Annotated in this window: 17 protein-coding genes; 4 read left to right on the top strand and 13 right to left on the bottom strand. The window is 51.7% G+C overall.

Features of this window, described 5'->3' with window-relative positions:
- Positions 1–15 precede the first annotated feature (15 nt).
- From argF to CKV68_RS00540, 8 genes are all read right to left on the bottom strand, one after another.
- Positions 16–1008, bottom strand: coding sequence for an ornithine carbamoyltransferase (gene argF, locus CKV68_RS00575; protein ID WP_050797044.1), 993 nt, complete (start codon positions 1006–1008; stop codon positions 16–18).
- A gap of 35 nt (positions 1009–1043) precedes the next feature.
- Positions 1044–2294: an acetylornithine transaminase gene (locus tag CKV68_RS00570; RefSeq protein ID WP_095075395.1), complete on the bottom strand. Its 1251-nt coding sequence runs from the start codon at positions 2292–2294 to the stop codon at positions 1044–1046.
- Positions 2294–3229, bottom strand: coding sequence for an acetylglutamate kinase (argB, locus tag CKV68_RS00565; protein WP_013911386.1), 936 nt, complete (start codon positions 3227–3229; stop codon positions 2294–2296). The genes CKV68_RS00570 and argB overlap by 1 nt, the downstream gene beginning before the upstream one ends.
- 66 nt (positions 3230–3295) lie before the next feature.
- The gene (gene argJ / locus CKV68_RS00560) at positions 3296–4456 is read right to left on the bottom strand and encodes a bifunctional glutamate N-acetyltransferase/amino-acid acetyltransferase ArgJ (RefSeq protein WP_013911385.1); all 1161 of its coding nucleotides are present in this window, start codon (positions 4454–4456) and stop codon (positions 3296–3298) included.
- 51 nt (positions 4457–4507) lie between these two features.
- The gene (gene argC / locus CKV68_RS00555) at positions 4508–5551 is read right to left on the bottom strand and encodes an N-acetyl-gamma-glutamyl-phosphate reductase (protein WP_095075394.1); all 1044 of its coding nucleotides are present in this window, start codon (positions 5549–5551) and stop codon (positions 4508–4510) included.
- A gap of 140 nt (positions 5552–5691) precedes the next feature.
- On the bottom strand, positions 5692–8202 hold the full coding sequence (gene pheT, locus CKV68_RS00550) for a phenylalanine--tRNA ligase subunit beta (RefSeq protein WP_095075393.1): 2511 nt from the start codon (positions 8200–8202) through the stop codon (positions 5692–5694).
- A gap of 50 nt (positions 8203–8252) precedes the next feature.
- A complete protein-coding gene (gene pheS, locus CKV68_RS00545) occupies positions 8253–9308 on the bottom strand; it encodes a phenylalanine--tRNA ligase subunit alpha (protein WP_013911382.1) in 1056 nt (351 codons plus the stop codon).
- 168 nt (positions 9309–9476) lie between these two features.
- On the bottom strand, positions 9477–10289 hold the full coding sequence (locus CKV68_RS00540) for a TrmH family RNA methyltransferase (RefSeq protein ID WP_095076206.1): 813 nt from the start codon (positions 10287–10289) through the stop codon (positions 9477–9479).
- Positions 10290–10494: 205 nt separating this feature from the next.
- On the opposite strand from CKV68_RS00540, the gene CKV68_RS00535 reads away from it, so the two are divergent.
- A complete protein-coding gene (locus tag CKV68_RS00535; protein ID WP_029975355.1) occupies positions 10495–11037 on the top strand; it encodes a hypothetical protein in 543 nt (180 codons plus the stop codon).
- A 179-nt stretch (positions 11038–11216) separates the two neighbouring features.
- Here the strand turns inward: CKV68_RS00535 and rplT are convergent, their stop codons facing one another.
- From rplT to uvrA, 4 genes are all read right to left on the bottom strand, one after another.
- On the bottom strand, positions 11217–11600 hold the full coding sequence (gene rplT, locus CKV68_RS00530) for a 50S ribosomal protein L20 (protein WP_013241802.1): 384 nt from the start codon (positions 11598–11600) through the stop codon (positions 11217–11219).
- A gap of 62 nt (positions 11601–11662) precedes the next feature.
- On the bottom strand, positions 11663–11857 hold the full coding sequence (rpmI, locus tag CKV68_RS00525; RefSeq protein WP_013241801.1) for a 50S ribosomal protein L35: 195 nt from the start codon (positions 11855–11857) through the stop codon (positions 11663–11665).
- A 32-nt stretch (positions 11858–11889) separates the two neighbouring features.
- Entirely contained in the window at positions 11890–12411 is a 522-nt protein-coding gene (gene infC / locus CKV68_RS00520) for a translation initiation factor IF-3 (RefSeq protein WP_071575965.1), read from the bottom strand.
- 327 nt (positions 12412–12738) lie between these two features.
- A complete protein-coding gene (gene uvrA / locus CKV68_RS00515) occupies positions 12739–15603 on the bottom strand; it encodes an excinuclease ABC subunit UvrA (RefSeq protein ID WP_013911378.1) in 2865 nt (954 codons plus the stop codon).
- A gap of 284 nt (positions 15604–15887) precedes the next feature.
- Between uvrA and CKV68_RS00510 the strand changes: the two genes are divergently transcribed.
- From CKV68_RS00510 to CKV68_RS00500, 3 genes are all read left to right on the top strand, one after another.
- Positions 15888–16493: an MBL fold metallo-hydrolase gene (locus CKV68_RS00510; protein ID WP_013911377.1), complete on the top strand. Its 606-nt coding sequence runs from the start codon at positions 15888–15890 to the stop codon at positions 16491–16493.
- A gap of 252 nt (positions 16494–16745) precedes the next feature.
- Entirely contained in the window at positions 16746–17591 is an 846-nt protein-coding gene (locus tag CKV68_RS00505; protein WP_013911376.1) for a DoxX family protein, read from the top strand.
- A 161-nt stretch (positions 17592–17752) separates the two neighbouring features.
- The gene (locus CKV68_RS00500; RefSeq protein ID WP_029975353.1) at positions 17753–20134 is read left to right on the top strand and encodes a HelD family protein; all 2382 of its coding nucleotides are present in this window, start codon (positions 17753–17755) and stop codon (positions 20132–20134) included.
- A gap of 63 nt (positions 20135–20197) precedes the next feature.
- Here CKV68_RS00500 and CKV68_RS00495 read toward each other — a convergent pair whose 3' ends face one another.
- Positions 20198–20638, bottom strand: coding sequence for a universal stress protein (locus CKV68_RS00495; RefSeq protein ID WP_013911374.1), 441 nt, complete (start codon positions 20636–20638; stop codon positions 20198–20200).
- Positions 20639–20735 lie beyond the last annotated feature (97 nt).

The following is a 20735-nucleotide window of genomic DNA, read 5'->3' as shown; positions in this document are numbered from 1 at the left end:
TTTTACGCATCTATCCTAGGCTGTCGGTTGGTGATCCAGCAGCCAAGACATGAGTGCTTTCTGCGCATGTAGACGATTTTCCGCCTCATCAAAGACCACAGACTGCGGACCATCAATAACAGAAGCAGCAACTTCATTCCCCCGATATGCGGGGAGACAATGAAGAAATATAGCGCTCTCATCAGCACGATCCATAATGGCATCGTTAACTTGGTAAGGAATAAAAGGAGTTCGACGATCAATACCGTCTTTCTCCATCCCCATCGATACCCAGGTATCCGTAATCACAATATGTGCCCCTGATACTTCATCAAGATCATCAGTCACAGTGACTACTGCCCCGGTTTGCTCAGCACGCTTTTTCGCGCGCGCTACAAACTCTTCCTTAGGCTGAAAATCAGTCGGAGCAATAATGCTTATATTTACACCTGCCGTGGCAAAACCAATGAGATACGAGTTCGCCATGTTATTGCTGCCATCTCCGAGATAAACAGCCTTTTTCCCGTGTAAGCCGCTGGGGCCTTCTTCTGCACAAAGATGCTCAACGCAGGTCTGCAGGTCTGCCAAGATTTGGCAGGGATGAAGATCATCAGACAGAGCATTAATAATAGGCACCGTGGCAGTCTGGGCCATCTCCACGAGATTGGTGTGGGCAAACGTGCGCCATACGATGGCCGAGGTAAACCGGGAAAGGACTGCGCCGGTATCCTGATAGGTCTCCCCCTTGCCCATCTGGGAAGCGTTGCTATCTACGACAATCGCGTTTCCTCCCAGTTGCGCAATTCCTGCGTCAAAAGAAAATCTTGTCCGCGTTGATGTCTTATCAAATAAGACCGCAACCGATTGAGGCCCTTCCAATGGACGCAAAGAATACGGATTCTTTTTGAGCTGTGCGGCCAGTTCTAATACTTCACACTGTTCAGAGGGAGTGAGATCGTCATCAGCTAAAAAATGCCTTGCTAAAGCCTTTCCAGGCCCTGCCGCTTCAAAGGTATCAAAGGAGGACATCGTCGTATCCGTGTTCATTAGTGTGCAAGATCCTTTCACTCAGTAGGAGCAGTCAGGGAATCAAGCAGACGCTCTATGCGTCCGACTGCTTCCACAATGTGTTCAGTATCGATAATTAACGGCGGGGTAATCCTTAAGACGAATTCCGATGGAGCATTGAGAATCACACCAAAATCTGCTGCCCGTTGCGCCGCAATTTTTGCGACAGGCTGTTTCAGTACTATCCCCAACATAAGACCTCGGCCGCGCACATAATCGACGGATTTCAAGTCTGATAGCTTGTTTTTGAAGAGTTTTCCTTTTTCGCGGACGTCGCTGATGAAACCCTCATTTATTACGTCCAGTACTGCGCACGCCGCTGCACAGGCCACAGGGTTTCCACCGAAGGTGGTTCCGTGCAATCCCGGAGTAAATAGATCCTTTGCCTTTCCATGCGCTACACACACTCCGATAGGCAATCCCCCTCCTAATCCTTTGGCCATGGTAACTATGTCCGGCACTACCCCCTCGTGTTGGAACGCAAAGAAGTCTCCGGTGCGTCCGACACCGGTTTGAACTTCATCGACCACCATCAGGATGCCATTGTCAGTGCATAAGTTCCGGACTTCTTGCAGGAATCCTTCAGGTGCTGGAATTACGCCGGTTTCTCCTTGAATTGGCTCTAGAAAAATAGCAGCTACATCGTGAGGATTTATGGCGATAAGTTTGCGCAGATAGTCAAGGTCTCCATAAGGATAGAACTCGACACCAGCAGGCAAGGGTCCAAAAGGAGCTTGCTTTTCTGGTTGTCCTGTTAGCGCCAACGCTCCCATAGTTCTTCCATGGAAACCATGCTGCGCTGCAAGAATTCGGTTTCTCCCACTCAATCGGGCAAGTTTAAAAGCAGCCTCGTTTGCCTCTGTTCCTGAGTTGCAAAAGAATACTCGTGTCTCAGAAGCGATAGCATCCGGGTCTGATTGGCCCTGGCTAAACCGTTGAATGATTTTTTCTGCAACATTCACCACAGGTGCAGAAGCAAAAAGGTTAGACACATGGGAGAAGCTCTGGATCTGTGTTGTTACGGCCTCCGTAATAGCAGGATGCCCATGCCCCAAGGAGTTCACGGCAATTCCAGCGAGAAGATCAATATGCTCCCTGCCCAGAGAATCAGTGACTAGTGCTCCGTGTCCATCAACAAGTTCCAATGCTGGAGTCCCATAGGTGTTCATCACAACATCGGGCCACTTTTCTCGTGCAGAACGGTGTCCAGCATGGCTTTTAGCCTGACATATATTTTCTTCCTGCATCATTTCCCTCCTTGAGCGTGTCTAAAAATTGTTGCTTCTGGGATCGCCGCATCCTGAGTCACCATCGTGCCGATGCCACCAGAGGTCAGTAGTTCCAGGAGAACTGCGTGTGGAGTGCGTCCATCAATCACATGCGCTGCAGGTACGCCCTTTATAACAGCATTAAGGCAACTTTCCATTTTCGGGATCATGCCTGCATGCAAGGTAGGAATAATCGCACGAAGCTCCGCTACGCTGATTTTGGAAACAAGAGATCCTTGATCTGGCCACGCCGTATAGAGGCCCTCTACGTTGGTGAGGATAAGCAGCCGTTCCGCGCCGATGGCTGAGGCAAGTGCACCTGCCGCTGTGTCCGCATTAACGTTGTATATTTCTCCGTCATCACCGGGAGCAATCGTGGATACTACAGGGATTCTTCCGGCCTCGATGATATCCATGAGGCTCGCGGGGTTGACAGCTGTAATGTCGCCTACCAAACCAATATCGGTAGCTTGTCCGCCCACTGCTACAAGCCGTTTTTCTGCTTGAAACAATCCCGCATCTTCGCCTGATGTGCCAACCGCATACGGGCCGTGGGAATTGATCAGACCTACGAGATCTCGCCCCACTTGCCCAAAGAGCACCATCCGCACCACCTCCATAATTTCAGGAGTGGTTACCCTAAAGCCCCCTTTGAATTCGCCTTCTAGCCCCAGTTTATTCAGCATGGAGGAAATCTGTGGCCCGCCACCGTGCACCACGACGGGTTTTGCTCCAACAGTGCGTAGGAAGACCATGTCCGCAGCAAACGCGGCTTTGAGAGACTCATCCACCATCGCGTTGCCGCCATACTTCACGACCACAATCTTGTCGCGAAAATGTTGCAACCATGGCAAAGCCTCAGCTAGCACTGTGGCTCTGTCTTGTGCAGTGAGATGATCAAGCATATCTGTCATAGACAATGCCTTTCTCCAGTTTGGGGACAAGCGCAGATCATGATGCTCATTTTGTCCTTCTGCTTGTTAGGAGGAATAAGCTGAGTTGATTTCCACGTATGAATGAGACAAATCGGTTGTTCGGATAAAGGCGGTTCCGGTATGAGCAGTGCCCAAGTCAACGCGAACATCGATATCGGTCCCGCTTAAGTCCACCTCTCGGGCATGCGGCGTTCCAGTCGATGCCAGGCATACTGGCTGATCATTAAAATAAACTGAAATATTATCGGGATCCATGTCAGCTTCTGCCATGCCGATAGCAGCAAGAACCCTTCCCCAGTTTGGATCTGACCCAAACATCGCGCATTTAAATAGATTGTCCCGACCCAGAGTGCGCGCGGCGTGAAGCGCTTGGTCATCGTTGGTTGCACCGGTCACTGTAATGCGAACCCGCTTTGTTACCCCTTCTGCATCCGACTGCAACTGATCAGCTATATCAGAGCACACTGCATGTATAGCCGACTCAAAGGCTTCCGTGCTGGGAGTTATACCCGATGCACCATTTGCCATCAGTATCACGGTGTCATTGGTGGATGTGGAACCGTCAATATCGAGGGTATTAAAAGTCTTTGCCGCAGCTTTTTCCAGCGCAGATTGCGCAACTTCCGAGGACACCGAAGCATCCGTGGTAATGCATACCAGCATCGTGGCCAACGAAGGCGCCATCATTCCTACGCCTTTGCCCATTGCGCCTACCGACCAATCGGCTTCTTTGAGCACTGCTTGTTTACTGACGGTATCCGTAGTCATGATTGCTTCGGCTGCTTGCTCACCGTGGTCGCCTAGGCCGTCGACAAGCACAGAAGTCGCCGCTAGTAGCTTCTCGACGGGCAAAGGTTCTCCTATCAACCCCGTAGAGCATGCCGCGATATCGTTGCTTTTGAGCGAAAGTGACCGCGCCACTGCATCCACGATAGCCTGAGCATCTCGCTCGCCTTGGGCCCCGTTGCAGGCGTTGGCATTCCCGGAGTTAAAGACAATGGCCTTCAATGTTCCATCGCTTACCGACCTCTTACTCAGTTTCACAGGCGCTGCCACAATTTTGTTTCTAGTAAAAACTGCGGCGGCTCTAAACTCTGGCCCGTGGTTAACGACCAACGCCATGTCTTTATTACCGGAAGGCTTAATTCCTGCGGTTGTTGCGGCGGCAGAGAAGCCTTTCACAGCCGTGATGCCACTAGTGCTCATGATAATGCGTCCTTTTCTTCTATCCCTTTGAACCGATACACAAGATCCGCCCTAGGGCGCAGTCCCAGTACGCGGAAGCCCTGACGCTTCGTCCCAGCCCAGAATAATATTCATGCATTGCACTGCGGCTCCGCCTGTTCCTTTTGTCAGATTATCGATTGCAGACGTAACGATGAGCTTTTCTGCCGCAGAATCCACAGCTACCTGAATATGACACATGTTCGAGCCAACAACCGATTGGGTCTGAGGCTGCATTCCGGGAGGAAGCACCTGGACAAAAGGCTCCGACTCATAGGAACTAACGTATGCGTTATAGACGTCACTGTGAGAAACTCCCGGAGCAATCGGAGCTATCGCGGTGGTAAGAATTCCCCGAGGTAACGGAGCCAGAATCGGAGTAAAGCTGACAGAAACCGGCGAGCTTGAATATTCTGACAAATTTTGGACTATTTCCGGCGTATGTCGGTGGCTACCTGCAACGTTATATGCGCTCAATGATCCCATTGTTTCCGCACCTAACAGCCCCACAGCTGGCTTTTTCCCACCGCCGGAGACTCCCGTGACAGAAACAATAGATATATCCGGCTTTACAAGACCCATTTTTATGGCAGGCCATAGTGCCAACGTGGCTCCCGTAGGAAAACATCCTGGTACCGCTACTTTGCGCGCGCCCCTGATGTGCTCACGATGCCCCGGCATCTCTGGGATTCCATATGGCCACGATCCTGCATAATTTCCCCCGTAATAGTGATCCCAATCGCTTTGGTTGTGAAGGCGGAAATCTGCAGCACAATCGATGATCACGCACGAGTCTTCACATTCCTTAGCTATTTTCGCGGAATGTCCATGTGGTAGAGCCAAGAAAACTACGTCATGACCAGCAAGATTCTCTGGGGTAGTTGGTTGCACTACCCGATCTGCAAGCTCTGGTAAATGAGGCATGAGCTTGCCCAGGGGCTCCCCCGCAGTGGACGCACCGGTTAGTATTCCGATTTCTAATTCTCCGCTCGCATAACGCGGATGATTAAGCAAAAGGCGGAGAATCTCTCCGCCTGCGTATCCGCTTGCACCCGCGACTGCTACCGTGATCGTCATAGACCCACTATATACATAGTATTCCGTAACATGTAAGTATTCCGAGAATATTTACCCCGATGACCCCTGTTTGGAAAACACAAACGCGCCACACACCCGGCTTTTGGGATATATGTGGCGCGTTAAACTACGTGTTTATATTAAGCGCGCATGGCTGCGCCAAACTTTTGTGCAGCCGCCTCAGCCGCTGCAAGTCGGCCTTCGGAGCATTCTTCATCTGTCAGAGTGCGATCTTGCGCCCGGAAAACCAAGGAAAAGGCCAGCGATTTTTTGTTGTCGCCGAGATTATCAGAGCGGTAGACATCGAAAAGCTCTACCTTTTCCAAAAGCTCGCCTGCGGCTTCCTCAATCACCTTTCGCACTGACTCCGCCGGTACGTCTTCATCTACGACCAACGCCAAATCTTGGTGCAAGGTTGGGAAGGCAGACAACACCGGAGCTGGGAAAGCATTATCAAACGGCATCGCGGTGATATCGAGTTCCATCGCACAGGTGCGCGGTGGCAAGCCCAGGCGATCCAGAATCTGCGGATGCAGCTCACCTGCATAACCTACGACTACCTCGCCCACGCGCAATTCAGCACAACGACCTGGGTGCCACGGAAGGTACTCCGCATTGGAGACTTCAAGTTCTACCCCAGCTGCCCGCGCTACTACCCGCGCCGACTCCACGGCATCGGCATACGTGTAATCGCGTCCTTGTCCCCACGGGCCTTCATTTTCAATGTGCCCAGTGGCAACCGTAGCCACGTGAAGCGGCTGATACGGAAGTGAATCCAAAAGACCCTGCACATCATCCGCGCTTGGTCGAGTACGAACATCAAGCATTGGGGAAACGCCCTCGCCACGGTTAAATGCGACCTGTTGTAGACCGAAAAGGCTTACGGAGTGCTGCCCGCGGGATACGTTGCGAGCAACCGCTTCCAGCATGGACGGCAACAACGTGGTGGCAAGGATTGCATAATCAGAGTCGAGTGGGTTCTGCACCTTCACTGTACGTCTACGAGCGTCATCCGAGGGAAGCTCCCACAAATCAAAGCTGTCGCTCTTGATAAAAGGCGTGGGCAGAATTTCCGCGTACCCATTATACGCCAGAGAATGTCCTATTGCCCGACGACGTTTCTGCGCACGGCTTAGCCCGGTCCCTACGGGTGCAGGGGGAACGATGGAAGGAATCTGCTCTAACCCCTCCAAACGCAAAACTTCTTCTACCAGGTCAGCTGCCATCGTAATATCGTGGCGCCACGTTGGTGGTGTCACAATAAGCTCATCGCCCTCGCGTTCCACCACACAGCCAATTTCCTCTAAGCGAGAAATGACGGTTTCAGGGGAATAGTCAACGCCCGCGATTGCTGCTGGACGAAGCGCAAGCATGCGCACCTTTGGCATAACAGGAACTTCCCCGATCAGGGTTCGCTCCGATTCGATGGTTCCGCCTGCAATCGACACCAACAGCGCGCACGCAGCATCGAGCGCTATCTCCACTAGCGTGGGGTCGACTCCGCGTTCAAAGCGTCGAGAAGCTTCGGAACTTAGCTTATGCCTGCGTGAGGTCCGAGCAATCGTAATTGGATCCCAGTTGGCCGCCTCGAAGTAAACGTTTGTCGTCTCTGCAGAGATCTCTGAAACATTTCCGCCCATGACGCCTGCAAGCGATTGGATTCCAGCGGCATCGGCGATAACCACGTCTTCTTCCGACAGCGTCCGCGTGACGTGGTCGAGAGTCTCCAGCTGCTCATCGGCGTGAGCACAGCGTACAACGAGGTCGCCGGTGATCACGTCCGCGTCGAAAGCATGCATTGGCTGGCCCAAGAGCAACATGATGTAGTTGGTCACGTCAGTCGCAGGATTAACTGGGCGCTGTCCGGACAACATCAACTCACGCTGCAGCCAGAAAGGAGATTCTGCAGCGGGGTCAATTCCAGTTACTTTACGTACACCAAAACGTACTGCTTTTGTTTCAGGTTTAAGATCAACCGAAAGCGATGCGTTAGCTGTTGCAGGCACTGCAGAAACATCAATCCCTGCAACCCTAAGGTCTGCGGCAGGGTCAACGTAGTCAAGGTTAAAAGCAGAGGCTAGTTCCCGAGTCAAGCCTCGCGCAGAAAGTGCATATCCACGATCCGGCGTGATGTTAACGTCAAAAATAGTGTCTTCTAAGCCCACAATGGCGCGAGCATCATCGCCAGGCGCCCCCACGCCTTCCGGCAAGGTAATAATTCCTGAATTCTGCTTGTCTGCGAGCCCTAATTCAGCTGCCGAACAAATCATTCCAGCGGACATCCGCCCATAGGTCTCTCGGGCAGAAATTGCGAAATTACCAGGCAAGACAGCACCTGGCAGGGAAACCACCACGAGGTCTCCCTCGCGGAAATTACGTGCGCCACACACGATGGACTGCAGTTCGCCGGTCCCGTTAGCGTCGCCTACGTTCACGTGACAATGGCGGATGGGCTTCTTAAAACCTGTAAGCTCCTCGATCGTTTCCACGCGTCCGAGTACCAGCGGCCCAGTTGTCTCCGCGATTCCCTCATAGCCCTCGGTTTCAAACCCGACACGAACATAACCTGCGTCTAGTTCTTCCGGGGTCAAGGACCATCCCTTGTTGGAATGTCCTAGCAGTCTTGTTACCCAGTTTTGCGAGATAAGCATGTAAAACTAACTCCTGTTTGTTGTCTTGAAAGATTCTCAGTGTGCGGGTTCTATGCTTGGACACCAAAAGGAAGGGTGAAGCGCACATCGCCTTCCACCATGTCGCGCATGTCGCTCAATCCGTTTCTAAACTGAAGCGTTCTTTCAAGTCCCATGCCAAATGCAAAACCGTTGTAGATTTCTGGGTCAATTCCCGCAGCCTTGAGGACGTTCGGGTTGACCATGCCGCAGCCACCCCATTCGATCCATCCAGCGCCACCCTTCTTATTAGGGAACCACACATCGACCTCTGCGGAAGGTTCTGTGAACGGGAAGTAATTAGTCCGCATGCGTGTTTTTGTCTCTGGCCCAAAGAGAGTTTTAGCCAGATGATCCAAAGTGCCTTTGAGATGAGCCATCGTCAGGCCTTTGTCTACAGCTAAGCCTTCAATCTGATGGAACACCGGCGTATGGGTAGCGTCGAGCTCATCAGTACGGAACACCCTGCCCGGGCAGACAACGTACACAGGAACGTCGCGGGAAAGCATCGTTCGCATCTGCACTGGCGAGGTGTGCGTGCGCAGTACTTGGCTGGAGCCTGGCTCACCCACGTGGAAGGTGTCTTGCAGCGTACGTGCCGGATGATCGGGAATGAAGTTCAGAGAGTCAAAGTTAAAGTACTCTGCTTCTACTTCTGGACCTTCTGCAACTTCATAGCCCATTCCCACAAAAATGTCAGCGATGGTTTCGCTGAGTTCTGTGATCGGATGCAAAGCACCGAGCTGTCGACGAGTGGTAGGCACCGTGACGTCGACACGCTCAGCTTTCAGTACTTCTGCATTACGTTTTTCTTCCAGAACAACCTTGACCTCAGCAAAATGCTTTTCGACGCGTCCCCTGGCCATATTAACGAGACGGCCTGCTTCTTTTCGTTTTTCTTTTGCAATCGATCCCAAAGCGCGACGGGCTTGTGGGATCGGCGCGGAATCACCTAGGTGTGCTCGACGCGCCTCAGCCAAGTCTTCCAAGGTCTGAGCAGTGGCAAAAGCCTCAATAGCTGCTTCGGCAGCGGAATTCAAGCTTTCTTCGGTTAAGTCCACCGACGAATTCTCCGGTTGATCAGACACTCAGTGCTCCTCTGTTGGATCCATAGTCATTCGAGTAACCCTCACATCATACCCACACTGAGGTAGACAAAATGAGTCAGGGCGAATGAGATACAAGCATCATTTCCGTTATTACGCTTTTGCCCGATGATTCCAACAGATTTATACAGCTTGTCTGCAGCAGTTTTCCTAGTCCGCTAGGAGAGCCTTCGAGGACTCATAAAGACAAATGGACGCAGCAGTGGCAAGGTTCAGGGATTCAGCCCTACCTCGGATCGGGATGCTTACACGATGATCCGCTTTCTGCATGAGCTCCGCATCCAGGCCGTGTGCTTCATTGCCCATAAGCCAAGCAGTCGGGCTGGAAAGGGTCTCCCCCGGATTATCCAGGCTTACTTCCCCTTGTGCGGTAGTAGCAAGAATCGTTAGCCCGCGAGCTTTGAGGGAATCCCAGACTCTTTGCATATTAGGTTCACGCACTACCGGTATATGAAAAAGAGAACCCGCACTTGATCTCACAGCTTTAGGTCCCTGCGGATCCACAGTGTCTCCGGCAAAGACGATGCAGTCAGCACCCATTGCATCTGCGACCCGGATCAGAGTTCCAGCATTACCCGGCTCTGATGTGCCTACGGCGACGCATACTAAACGGGGCTGGCCTTTCAACGCAGATTTAATCTCCCACAGGACAGGTCGGCATACCGCAAAAATTCCAGTGGTGGTTACCGTATCCGACAGGCTCTTCGCAGCACGATCGCTGATCGGGTGAACGTATACGCCCATGTGCTTGGCGGCAGTTATCACATCGACAAATCTTTGCGCTGCCTTTTCCGTAACAAACACGTCAGTGGCTGCACCAGTACTCACAGCAGCTTCAACGCTATTTTCCCCTTCCGCCAGGAACCGATCCGCCTTCTTTCTTCCTGCAGCCCGTAGAAGCTTTGCGGCGTTAACTACGCGGGGGGTTCTCTCACTAAAAGGCTGATCAAAATCCAGTTCCATGGAAAAAAACCATATCAGTAATGCACAGTGCAGACCCATGTCCCCCTCTTTCCTTACGCCCCACAAGAAATGAGTTGTGTATCACATCCAACAAAATTCAATTCACAAGAATTTCAATGTTAATTTTAAGGTTGCAAAATATGTGGTGCGTCACCAATTTCCGTCGTTCCACCGCCGCTTTTTAGGAAGGTTTCTCTCAAACACCATGAGTAACAAAGCTATCTATGGCGCGCTAAGCCGCGTTTTTTCTATCGTTCTCATTGTTGTCGGCGCTGCCGCTATCTTTGGCGGCACATACGCACATGGGTTTGTGCGCGAGCAACTAGTTCAGGAAAAAATCACCATGCCAACGCAAGAGGGCATCGACAAACTCAAGGACCAAGAATCCAAAGAAATCCTGACCAAGTGGATCGGTCAAGATCTCACCACCGGCCCACAAGCTAAGGCTTACGCAGACAATTACATCTGGCAGCATATGCTGGCTTCCGCCGATGGAAAAACGTTCCAGGAAATGGGAACCGTGATCAACGAGGCCAAGAAGAAGGGCGCATCCGAAGAGGAAATAGCTAAGCTGCAAAAAATACGTGATTCCCTGTTCCAAGGAGACACTCTCCGCGGCATCCTACTGAGTGCTTATGGTTGGTGGCTCGTTGGATCGATCGCCATGTGGGCAGGCATTGCAATGGCGATTCTTGGAGTTATCCTCGCCATCCTAGGATTCGGAGTTATGCGCACCAAGCGCGCTTAACCCATGTGTTTTTCTCAAGTTCCTCTTCCGTCTTAGCGTGAACGGAAGAGGAACTTTTTCATAGCCATGGAAACCATAAAGCTTAACGACGCCTGCCTGATATCCATATACTCTATAAACAAAACATCCGCCTCATACAAGAATGACGAGGCGGATGTTTTGTTTAATTTTCAAGCTAATTAGGCAGCCTTAGGAGCGTTAACGTCCTCAGGAAGAGCAGCCTTAGCAGCCTCGCAGATTGCGGAGAATGCAGCGAAGTCATTCACAGCGAGGTCAGCGAGAACCTTGCGGTCAACCTCGATCTCAGCAAGGCGGAGACCCTGGATGAGACGGTTGTAAGTGATGTCATTCATACGAGCCGCAGCGTTGATACGAGTGATCCACAGCTTACGGAACTCAGACTTACGCGCGCGACGATCGCGGTAAGCGTAGGTCATGGAGTGGAGCCACTGCTCCTTTGCCTTACGGTACAGGCGGGAACGCTGGCCGCGGTAGCCCTTGGCGGCCTTGAGAATCTCGCGACGCTTCTTCTTAGCATTCAGTGAGCGCTTGACACGTGCCACAGTGAAAACTTCCTTATCGTTTTAGGTTCTTAAAGAGAAATGAGGATGAATGGAAGGCGCGATTACGCCATACCCAAGAGGCGCTTGACGCGCTTGGTGTCAGCCTTGGAGACGTCCTCAGTACCCTTCAAGCGACGAGTGCGAGTGGAGGGCTTGCCCTCGAGAAGGTGGCGACGGTTGGCGCGCTCACGACGCAGCTTGCCGGAGCCGGTGACCTTGACGCGCTTAGCGGTGCCCTTGTGGGTCTTCTGCTTCATGGAATTTACGTCCTTTTAGTGTCTTTAAAGTATTACTTCTTGCCCTTGCGGACCGGCCCGAAAACCATCGTCATATTACGACCATCTTGCTTAGGCTTTGTCTCCACAATGCCGAAATCTGCGACATCATCCGCAAGACGCTCCAGCAAACGGAAACCCAGCTCCGGACGAGACTGCTCGCGACCACGGAACATAATGGTGACCTTCACCTTGGAACCCTTTTCAAGGAACCGGATCACATTGTTCTTTTTCGTCTCATAATCGTGATCGTCGATCTTGGGACGGAACTTCTGCTCCTTGACCACAGTCTGCTGCTGGTTTTTCCGAGCTTCACGCGCCTTCTGTGCCTGCTCGTATTTGAACTTTCCATAGTCCATAATCTTGCAAACGGGCGGTTTAGCGTTAGGAGCAACCTCGACAAGATCAAGGTCTGCTTCGTAAGCGAGCTTGCGGGCGTCGTCGATACGCACGATGCCCACCTGTTCTCCGTTAGGGCCGACAAGGCGGACCTCGGGAACTCGGATGCGCTCATTGATGCGAGCTTCAGCGCTGATGGGGACTCCTCAAGTAGCAATTAATGTGATGTACCGCGCCCATCGCCCGTAGATTTCACCTAAATACATAAAGACATAGAAAAATCCCGTCCATCTTTAACAATGAACGGGAGATCCATGCATGTGCAACCTTATTAGGTCACACCATGTACCCTTTTACCCTTGTCCTGCAAACATGCGCTTGCGGCTTCAGGTGGGATGATCTCCACTTGCGACCTGAATAAACAAAAATACTCAACGTGAAAAAAGCAAGATTTTTATCTACTCAGGCGGTAGTAGAGCCAACCATACCAGCACCAACAGCATCCACACAAATCGGCGGCTTTACTAGGCTGGTTGCTTTCCTAAAACTTCCTTTAAAAAAGCTCCTGTGTAGGAACCAGTAACAGCCGCAACAGCTTCCGGCGTGCCTTCAGCCACGACAGTCCCTCCGCCGGATCCACCTTCTGGACCCATGTCAATAATCCAGTCAGCTGCCTTTATTACATCCAAGTTATGTTCGATCACAATGACCGAATTTCCCTTATCAACCAACCCCTGGATCACGAGCATAAGCTTCCTAATATCTTCAAAATGAAGCCCTGTTGTCGGTTCATCCAAGATATAAATGGTTCTTCCGTTAGAGCGTTTTTGCAACTCCGAGGCAAGCTTTACACGTTGCGCTTCACCTCCGGAAAGGGTCGTTGCCGATTGACCTAATCTAACGTAACCCAGTCCCACTTCCGTTAGAGTTTTGAGATATCTATGAATCGAAGTGATCGGCTCAAAAAACTCAGCAGCTTCACTGATCGGCATGTCAAGGACCTCGGCGATGTTTTTGCCTTTGTACTTAACTTCCAAAGTCTCACGATTGTAGCGAGCCCCTTGACAGACCTCACACGGGACATAGACATCAGGCAAGAAGTTCATTTCAATTTTCAGCGTCCCATCTCCCTGGCACGCTTCGCACCGGCCGCCTTTGACGTTAAAGGAGAAACGGCCGGCTTTATAGCCTCGAACCTTCGCCTCTGAAGTCTCCGCAAACAACGTCCTAATCTTGTCAAAGACACCCGTATATGTTGCAGGGTTAGAACGAGGTGTGCGCCCGATAGGCGATTGATCAACCTGAACTAATTTGTCCAAGTTTTCGATCCCTTCAACGCGTTTCGCCCGTCCGGGAACATTGCGAGCTCTATTCAGCTCATTGCCCAGTACTTTCGCAAGAATCTGATTGATAAGTGTCGATTTGCCCGAGCCGGATACACCAGTAATGCAGGCCAGCACCCCCAACGGTATCTCAACGTCAATATCCTTGAGATTGTTTTCTCGCGCTCCCACGACTTTGAGCTTACGATCCGGGTCAATATCTCGGCGTTGATCTGGCACCCCCAGGACTTTTCGACCAGAAAGATAGGCACCAGTGATGGATTCCTCGCACTCGATGATCCCTTGCGGTTTTCCTTGGTAAACAATTTGTCCGCCGTACTCACCAGCCTTCGGACCTACGTCGATAAGCCAATCTGCAGCACGGATAGTGTCCTCATCATGTTCTACAACGATGAGTGTGTTGCCGATATCCCGAAGACGCTCAAGAGTAGCGATCAAGCGCTGGTTATCCCGTTGATGCAACCCAATTGAAGGCTCGTCAAGGACGTAGAGAACTCCGGCCAAACCAGAACCGATCTGGGTGGCTAAACGAATACGCTGGGCTTCACCTCCAGATAATGTGCCTGCACTCCGGTTCAAAGTGAGGTAGTTCAGCCCAACGTCTAGTAGGAACTTTAACCGAGCGTTGATCTCCTTCAGCACAGCCCCAGCGATGATCTCCTCACGCTTGCCTAACACCAAGGACTCTAAAAACTCTGCAGCATCGTAAACAGAGAGTTCACTCAATCCTGCAATAGACAGCTCGCCATGAGACGTAGAGCTAATACGCACAGCCAAAATCTCCGGACGCAAGCGAGCACCACCACATGTTTTACATGCATCCTCACGGGTGTATTGGAGTAACCGATCCTTCTGTGATTCTGAGCCAGTTTGCTCTAATTTTCTGTCGATATAGCCCAGAACGCCTTCAAAAGGTGCTGTCCAATTGCGTACTCGGCCATAACGGTTTTTATAGCGCACGGTCACTTCATCGGAACTACCGTTGATGAGTGCATCTTGTTGGGCTTTTGTTAACTCACTAAACGGAGTTTCGGGATCAAACCCCAGGGCCGTGGCCAGTCCTTCAATGAGCTTTTGAAAGTATTTATGGTTTGGGCTTGAATTCCAGGGCTGGACGCATCGCACCACGGGAGCGTCTTTGTCTGGAATCAGAAGATCGACGTCCACAACCGTCCGGGTTCCCAAACCGTCACAATCAGGGCACGCCCCATAGGGAGAATTGAAGGAGAAAGAACGCGGTTCAAGCTCATCCACGCTCAACACGTGGCCATTGGGACACGCCATCTTCTCTGAAAAACGCCGAAGTCGATTCGGGTCGGAGGCATCGAGGGACACAAAGTCCAAAGCGACAACCCCGTCGGCTAGTCCCAGCGCAGTCTCTACCGAGTCCGTTAAACGCTGGCGCTGCGATGGCTTCACCTGAAGCCTATCTACCACCACGTCAATATCATGCTTGATCTGTTTCTTCAGCGTGGGAGGTTCCGTTAAGGAATACACTTCCCCATCGACCTGCACTCGTGAGAAACCTTGGGAAGCTAAATCTGCGAAAAGATCGACAAATTCCCCTTTACGAGTACGCACAACGGGGGCCAGTACTTGGAACTTCAGTCCCTCTTCCATGGCTAATACCTGGTCAACGATCTGCTGTGGAGTCTGACGCTCGATCACAGCATCGCAAACCGGACAGTGCGCGGTGCCTGCTCGTGCAAACAGAAGTCGGAGATAATCGTAGATTTCCGTGATCGTGCCAACCGTGGAACGCGGGTTGCGGTTAGTGGATTTCTGATCAATGGACACGGCAGGAGAAAGCCCATCAATAAAATCAACGTCTGGTTTGTCCATCTGTCCCAAGAACATCCGAGCATACGACGACAAAGACTCAACATAGCGCCTCTGCCCCTCGGCAAAAATTGTGTCAAAAGCTAAGGATGACTTGCCTGATCCCGATAGCCCCGTGAACACCACCATAGAGTCACGCGGAATATCAATATCCACGCCTTTTAGGTTGTGTTCCCGTGCGCCACGCACTACAAGACGATCTGCCACTCTATTCCATTCCTCACCATTGCCGAGCCATTAATACTCGTTGTAATACTCGCTGTATCCGCAGGCCTATGATTTTTATCAATCTTCTGCTTATACCCAGGTAACCACTAACGCCACAAGAGACGCGCGATACCTTCAACCTCTTTTACACAACTGGCCCAGACAAAGTTGTATTCCCAATCTCGCACGCAAGCTTAGGCATCCGCAGGCCATAGGGTTTCCCCTAGACTACACCACATTCGAACATATGGACGCTTTTTGGGTTCTTCGCTATCGTAGGATGCATGAACAAACAAGACATAACACTTGCGCATATTTCCGTGTCGGAAATGGATAACAACTGTTATCTCCTTTGTGTAGGGAAAGAGGCATTGCTTATCGACGCCGCCGATAACCCACAGGCCCTACTAGATTTAGCCGCCGAAAACGATGTCTCCATCACCGCAGTTCTCAGCACCCACAGCCATTGGGACCATCTGCGGGCACTCCCCCAGATTCTTGAGCGCACAGGCGCCAAGCACTTTGCGCCTCAGCCCGATGCCGCAAATATTAATGCCCCCATAGATGTCCTACTCACAGACTCAGACGTGCTTTCGTTTGCCGGCCACGATTTTCCAGTTCATATTCTGCATGGACATACTGCAGGCGGTGCTGCGATTGCAGTCCCTATCGGAGAAACCACGCATCTCTTTGTAGGCGATTCGCTTTTCCCAGGAGGGGTAGGAAAAACAGAAAACAGCCAGGATTTTATCAAGCTTTTAGATGACGTATCGACCAAACTTTTCCAAAAGTACCCGGATACTACAGTTGTTCATCCTGGCCACGGAAAACCCACCACCTTAGGAACAGAGCGCCCTCACCTCGATGAATGGCGGGCCCGCGGCTGGTAATTCGGCAGCGCACATCACCGCAGCAAGACCTCAGACGCATGCTTCATGCATTAACAATAAAGGAAGGAAAATTCCACCAACACAACGTATTGATATGTACCATGGCTTACGTAGGCGTTGGATAGCGCGCACGCCGTTGCTATGGCATGCGCAAACTCGACTCGCTACCTTTTCTGGCGATTACTTCATTGCTTTTATCGCCAAGATCCCCAACGGCTGCGCGTCGAATAAATTACGAAGGAGACTTTGCCCATGATCCGCAAGATCGCCCGACCGATGCTCGCTTCCGTTTATATTGCTGACGGCGCGGACACCGTTCTCAATAGCCAAGCACATGTGGAAGGGACTCAGACCGTTCTCGGTCATCTCCGTACAGTTCTTCCGCGGAAATATTATCGTCAGATACCGGATGACCCTAAGCTCATCACACAGGCAGTAGGCGGTGCAAAGATTGGCGCAGGAACTTTGCTTGCACTCGGAAAATCCCCGCGTCTTGCTGCAACAACGCTTGCAGCGCTGAGTGTCCCTACGATCCTTGCCCGTCACGCTTTCTGGGAAACTCAGGATCGTGAGGAGAAGACAGCCCGTAAACAAGGTTTCCTTACCAGCGTCGCACTGCTTGGCGGACTGGCTATCACCAGTGTCGATACAGCAGGAAAACCAAGTTTAAAGTGGCGTGCCGATAAAGCAGCACAAAAAGCCAGCGCCCAAATTCAGCAAGCGCTTCCAACAAAATCCGAAACAGATAAGCTCGCTGAGCAGGCACAAGAAACTGCGTCAGCCTTTGCCTCCACTGCTAAGGATTGGATCGGTGATGCCACCGATAAGGTAACCGAGTACGCACAAGCTGCTCAGGACTACGTGGAAGACAACAAAGACGATTGGCTCGCAACGGCTCAAAGCAACGCAAAAATCGCTAAGAAAAAAGCGGTGAAAGTTGCCGCTAAGGCTCAGGAAAGAGCTGCAGAGGCCTACGCTCAAGCCGAGAAGTCAACTGGTCGTTCCGCTAAAAAGGCCAGTAAAAAAGCCTCTCGCTTACAAAACCAGGCAGAAAAATCTTTGAATAAGGCCATGAAGCGTTTCGACGGAGCCTTCTAACTACCTCTACTTTGTTTTTGAGATAATGCCGGATCGGGATACCCGATCCGGCATTTTATTTAACTAAGGACTCGCTGCACACTCTTTTTGTTTTAGCGCTATGCTGGATAACTCTTCAGGCTCTGAAGCGGATCACATTCTGTTTTTGTAGAGCACATCAGATGAAACATATTGTCGAGTTTTATACACGTAATGGGAAAGGCTGTGTATTGAAGTCTCAACAGGGGGCAGAGATTAGTCAACGCCACGATCCTCGAGGGTCCAGCAACACAACAGAACCTCATGCAAGTACCCCAGATAACAACCAGGCTGATGCAGTTATCGCCGAGCAGGGGTACGTCGATAAGCTTTTTGGCAAACTTGACGCCGAGGTCTTACGCGCCAATGAACGACTCCGTGAAGTCATGCTCCACGTTGACCCTTCCAACCCTGATGCGGAAGCTTTGGTACGCCGGGAAACGGAGTATCACTCCCTTAATCAAAAAATTGATCGTCTTAACCTCGCCCAACTGGGCTTAGTCTTTGGTCGTATCGACGTCTACTCTGAGTCAACTGATGCCATCGATAATCCGGTGCCTGGGCAACCCCACGTCGACCGTCGCTACATAGGCAGGATGGGATTAGACGATAGAGACGATGATTATCGGACGCTCCTCCTTGACTGGCGCGCTCCTCTGGCGAGGCCTTTTTACTTAGCAACAACTGCCAACCCGGAGAATGTCTGTGCACGAAGGCACATCCGGACTCGTGGACGCACGGTTACGGGTGTCGATGACGAGCTTCTCTCTGGCAATCAAAGTGCGGAGGCGACCGCAGCGAGCAATGTTGTCAGCGAGGCCGCACTCTATCGAGCTATGCACGAGGCTCGTACTGGCCACATGACCTCCATCGTGGAGACGATTCAACGGGAACAAGATCAGATCATCCGCGACGAGACACGTGGAGTGATGGTCGTAGAAGGAGGCCCGGGCACTGGAAAAACTGCGGTTGCGCTTCACCGGATTGCCTACCTTCTGTACACCTGGCGAGACCACCTGGCTAAAACTGGCGTACTTATCATTGGCCCCAACCGTACTTTTCTGGACTATATTTCTCGTGTGCTCCCTGAATTGGGAGAAACTGGAGTAGTGCTTTCTACTGTTGGGGATCTCTACCCAACAGTTTCTGGTCATGCTTCTGAGCCGATCTTGACTCGGGAAATCAAAGGTAGTGAAGAAATGGTCACCATTTTGAGCAGGACTGTGAAAAATTATCAGACGGTCCCTCAGGATTCCCAAGAGATCATCATAGATGGCAACATTGAGCTCACTGTCCCCCCTAGCCTTATCAAAGCAGCACGCACTCGTGCCAGAAGAACACGCCGACCCCACAATGAGGCACAACCACTGTTCAAAGAAGCGCTCGTAGAACAGCTCACCGCAGTCCTTGCACAGAAAATAGGCGCGGATCCCCTCGGTGGCGTGAATCTTCTCTCTGCAGCAGACCGTGCGCAGCTTCACGACGATCTCCTCGATGACCCGAGCGTCGAAAAGCTCGTGCATACCTACTGGCCTGCACTTGAACCAGAACAGGTACTCACCGCGCTACTTGAAGATCCCATGGTTATTGCCCAGTCGGCTTTCGACTACGATGAGGAAACACAAGCAGCGCTTCTGCGTCCTGCGCATAGCCCCTGGGCTTCCTCAGACGCCGCGCTTCTCGACGAGCTCGCCGTTCTCCTTGGCATTCCAGATCCAGAAACCCAGCGCGCGGAAGAAGACGCCCAATGGCGCGCTCAGATTGAAGAGGCTCAGGATGCTTTGGAGATTTTGACGGGCTCATCGAACACCGACTTGGACGACGAATCCGATGCCGAAATCCTTTCTGCCCATGACGTCATCGACGCAGAGACGCTTGCAAAGCGACAGGAAGTTCGGGATGTGCGTACCACAGCACAGCGCGCCCAAGAAGATCATCTGTGGGCTTATGGTCATGTGATCATAGACGAGGCCCAAGAGCTCACCCCCATGGAATGGCGCATGGTTATGAGGCGGAGTCCATCAAGGTGGATGACACTCGTGGGAGATACCTCGCAAACGGGTTCACCTGCCGGCGTTGATTCTTGGGCAGACACTCTGAGTCCTTTTGTGAAACATCGTTTTCGTACGCATCATCTCACCGTTAACTATCGCACTCCCCGAGAGATCATGGACGTGGCTAACCGAGTTCTCGCCTGTTACTCTCCCGAATCTGAGCCAAGTACAGCGCTTAGGGAATCAGGAAATCCCGTTCATTTTCTTCCTTTAGGGAGCGACTCGATCGCCATTGCACGCTCTTTGCGGGAGTCTGATCCAGAGCGCCTTACCGCGATCATTGCAGCAGATGACGCTACCCGTGAGGGCGTACTGGGAGTAAGCGACATTAAAGGTCTCGAATTTGATCACGTGATCGTCGAGGATCCTCACCACATTATTGAAGCTTCCCCGCAAGGATGGCAAGACCTGTTTGTTTCGCTTACCCGCGCAACACAATCCTTGACCGTTATTGGAGAACTTCCTATTTAATACGGCTAAAGCCCAGTGCTGCTACCACAAGGCACTGGGCTTTTATTTCAATGACCGTTTTGCTTAGTTCACCGTATGGACGATCATCACATCGCAATCGGATTGTCGGGCTACGTCGGCAGGCACAGAGCCCAAAAGGCGCCCTGTCAATGAGTTAATACCACGATTACCCACGACCAATAGTTCCGCATTGCTCTCTCGAACGATATCCATGAGAGCTTCTACAGGGGTTCCGGGGCGAACTTTCGTCTCCACTTTTCCAACGCCAAAGCCCTTCGCATGCTCTGCCGCAGCATCCAGGTTTTTCTGAGCAGGATCGGTGCCAAGGACAGCCACGGAGTCTTGGCGAAGCGTCTTGGATGCTTCTTCCTTACTCTCGTAATATGCACAGCCAATAACGAGGGTGCTGTCTAATGCCGCAGCAATCTTGGCGGCGCGCTCGACAGCAAGCATCGAAGACTTGGATCCATCAGTACCAACGACGATAGTTGAGTAATCGCTCATGAGAACCTTCCGATAGTTCATCTCGAAAATTACGGCGCAGGGGGCACGCCCGGACGGCCATGTTATGTGGGGAGCCGGCCAGGCGAACCAACGAAAA

The sequence above is a fragment of the Corynebacterium ulcerans genome, assembly GCF_900187135.1.
Taxonomy (GTDB): Bacteria; Actinomycetota; Actinomycetes; order Mycobacteriales; family Mycobacteriaceae; genus Corynebacterium; species Corynebacterium ulcerans.
The sequence above is the reverse complement of the archived record's forward strand: the minus strand, read 5'-3'. Positions and strand labels throughout refer to the sequence as shown.

Excerpts from the sequence above, each read along its gene's own strand:
- argF (WP_050797044.1), bottom strand. The coding sequence starts at position 1,008 with ATGTCCTCCTTTGATACCTTTGAAGCGGCAGGGCCTGGAAAGGCTTTA.
- CKV68_RS00570 (WP_095075395.1), bottom strand. The coding sequence starts at position 2,294 with ATGCAGGAAGAAAATATATGTCAGGCTAAAAGCCATGCTGGACACCGT.
- argB (WP_013911386.1), bottom strand. The coding sequence starts at position 3,229 with ATGACAGATATGCTTGATCATCTCACTGCACAAGACAGAGCCACAGTG.
- argJ (WP_013911385.1), bottom strand. The coding sequence starts at position 4,456 with ATGAGCACTAGTGGCATCACGGCTGTGAAAGGCTTCTCTGCCGCCGCA.
- argC (WP_095075394.1), bottom strand. The coding sequence starts at position 5,551 with ATGACGATCACGGTAGCAGTCGCGGGTGCAAGCGGATACGCAGGCGGA.
- pheT (WP_095075393.1), bottom strand. The coding sequence starts at position 8,202 with ATGCTTATCTCGCAAAACTGGGTAACAAGACTGCTAGGACATTCCAAC.
- CKV68_RS00540 (WP_095076206.1), bottom strand. The coding sequence starts at position 10,289 with ATGGAACTGGATTTTGATCAGCCTTTTAGTGAGAGAACCCCCCGCGTA.
- CKV68_RS00535 (WP_029975355.1), top strand. The coding sequence starts at position 10,495 with ATGAGTAACAAAGCTATCTATGGCGCGCTAAGCCGCGTTTTTTCTATC.
- rpmI (WP_013241801.1), bottom strand. The coding sequence starts at position 11,857 with ATGAAGCAGAAGACCCACAAGGGCACCGCTAAGCGCGTCAAGGTCACC.
- CKV68_RS00510 (WP_013911377.1), top strand. The coding sequence starts at position 15,888 with ATGAACAAACAAGACATAACACTTGCGCATATTTCCGTGTCGGAAATG.
- CKV68_RS00505 (WP_013911376.1), top strand. The coding sequence starts at position 16,746 with ATGATCCGCAAGATCGCCCGACCGATGCTCGCTTCCGTTTATATTGCT.
- CKV68_RS00500 (WP_029975353.1), top strand. The coding sequence starts at position 17,753 with ATGAAACATATTGTCGAGTTTTATACACGTAATGGGAAAGGCTGTGTA.
- CKV68_RS00495 (WP_013911374.1), bottom strand. The coding sequence starts at position 20,638 with ATGAGCGATTACTCAACTATCGTCGTTGGTACTGATGGATCCAAGTCT.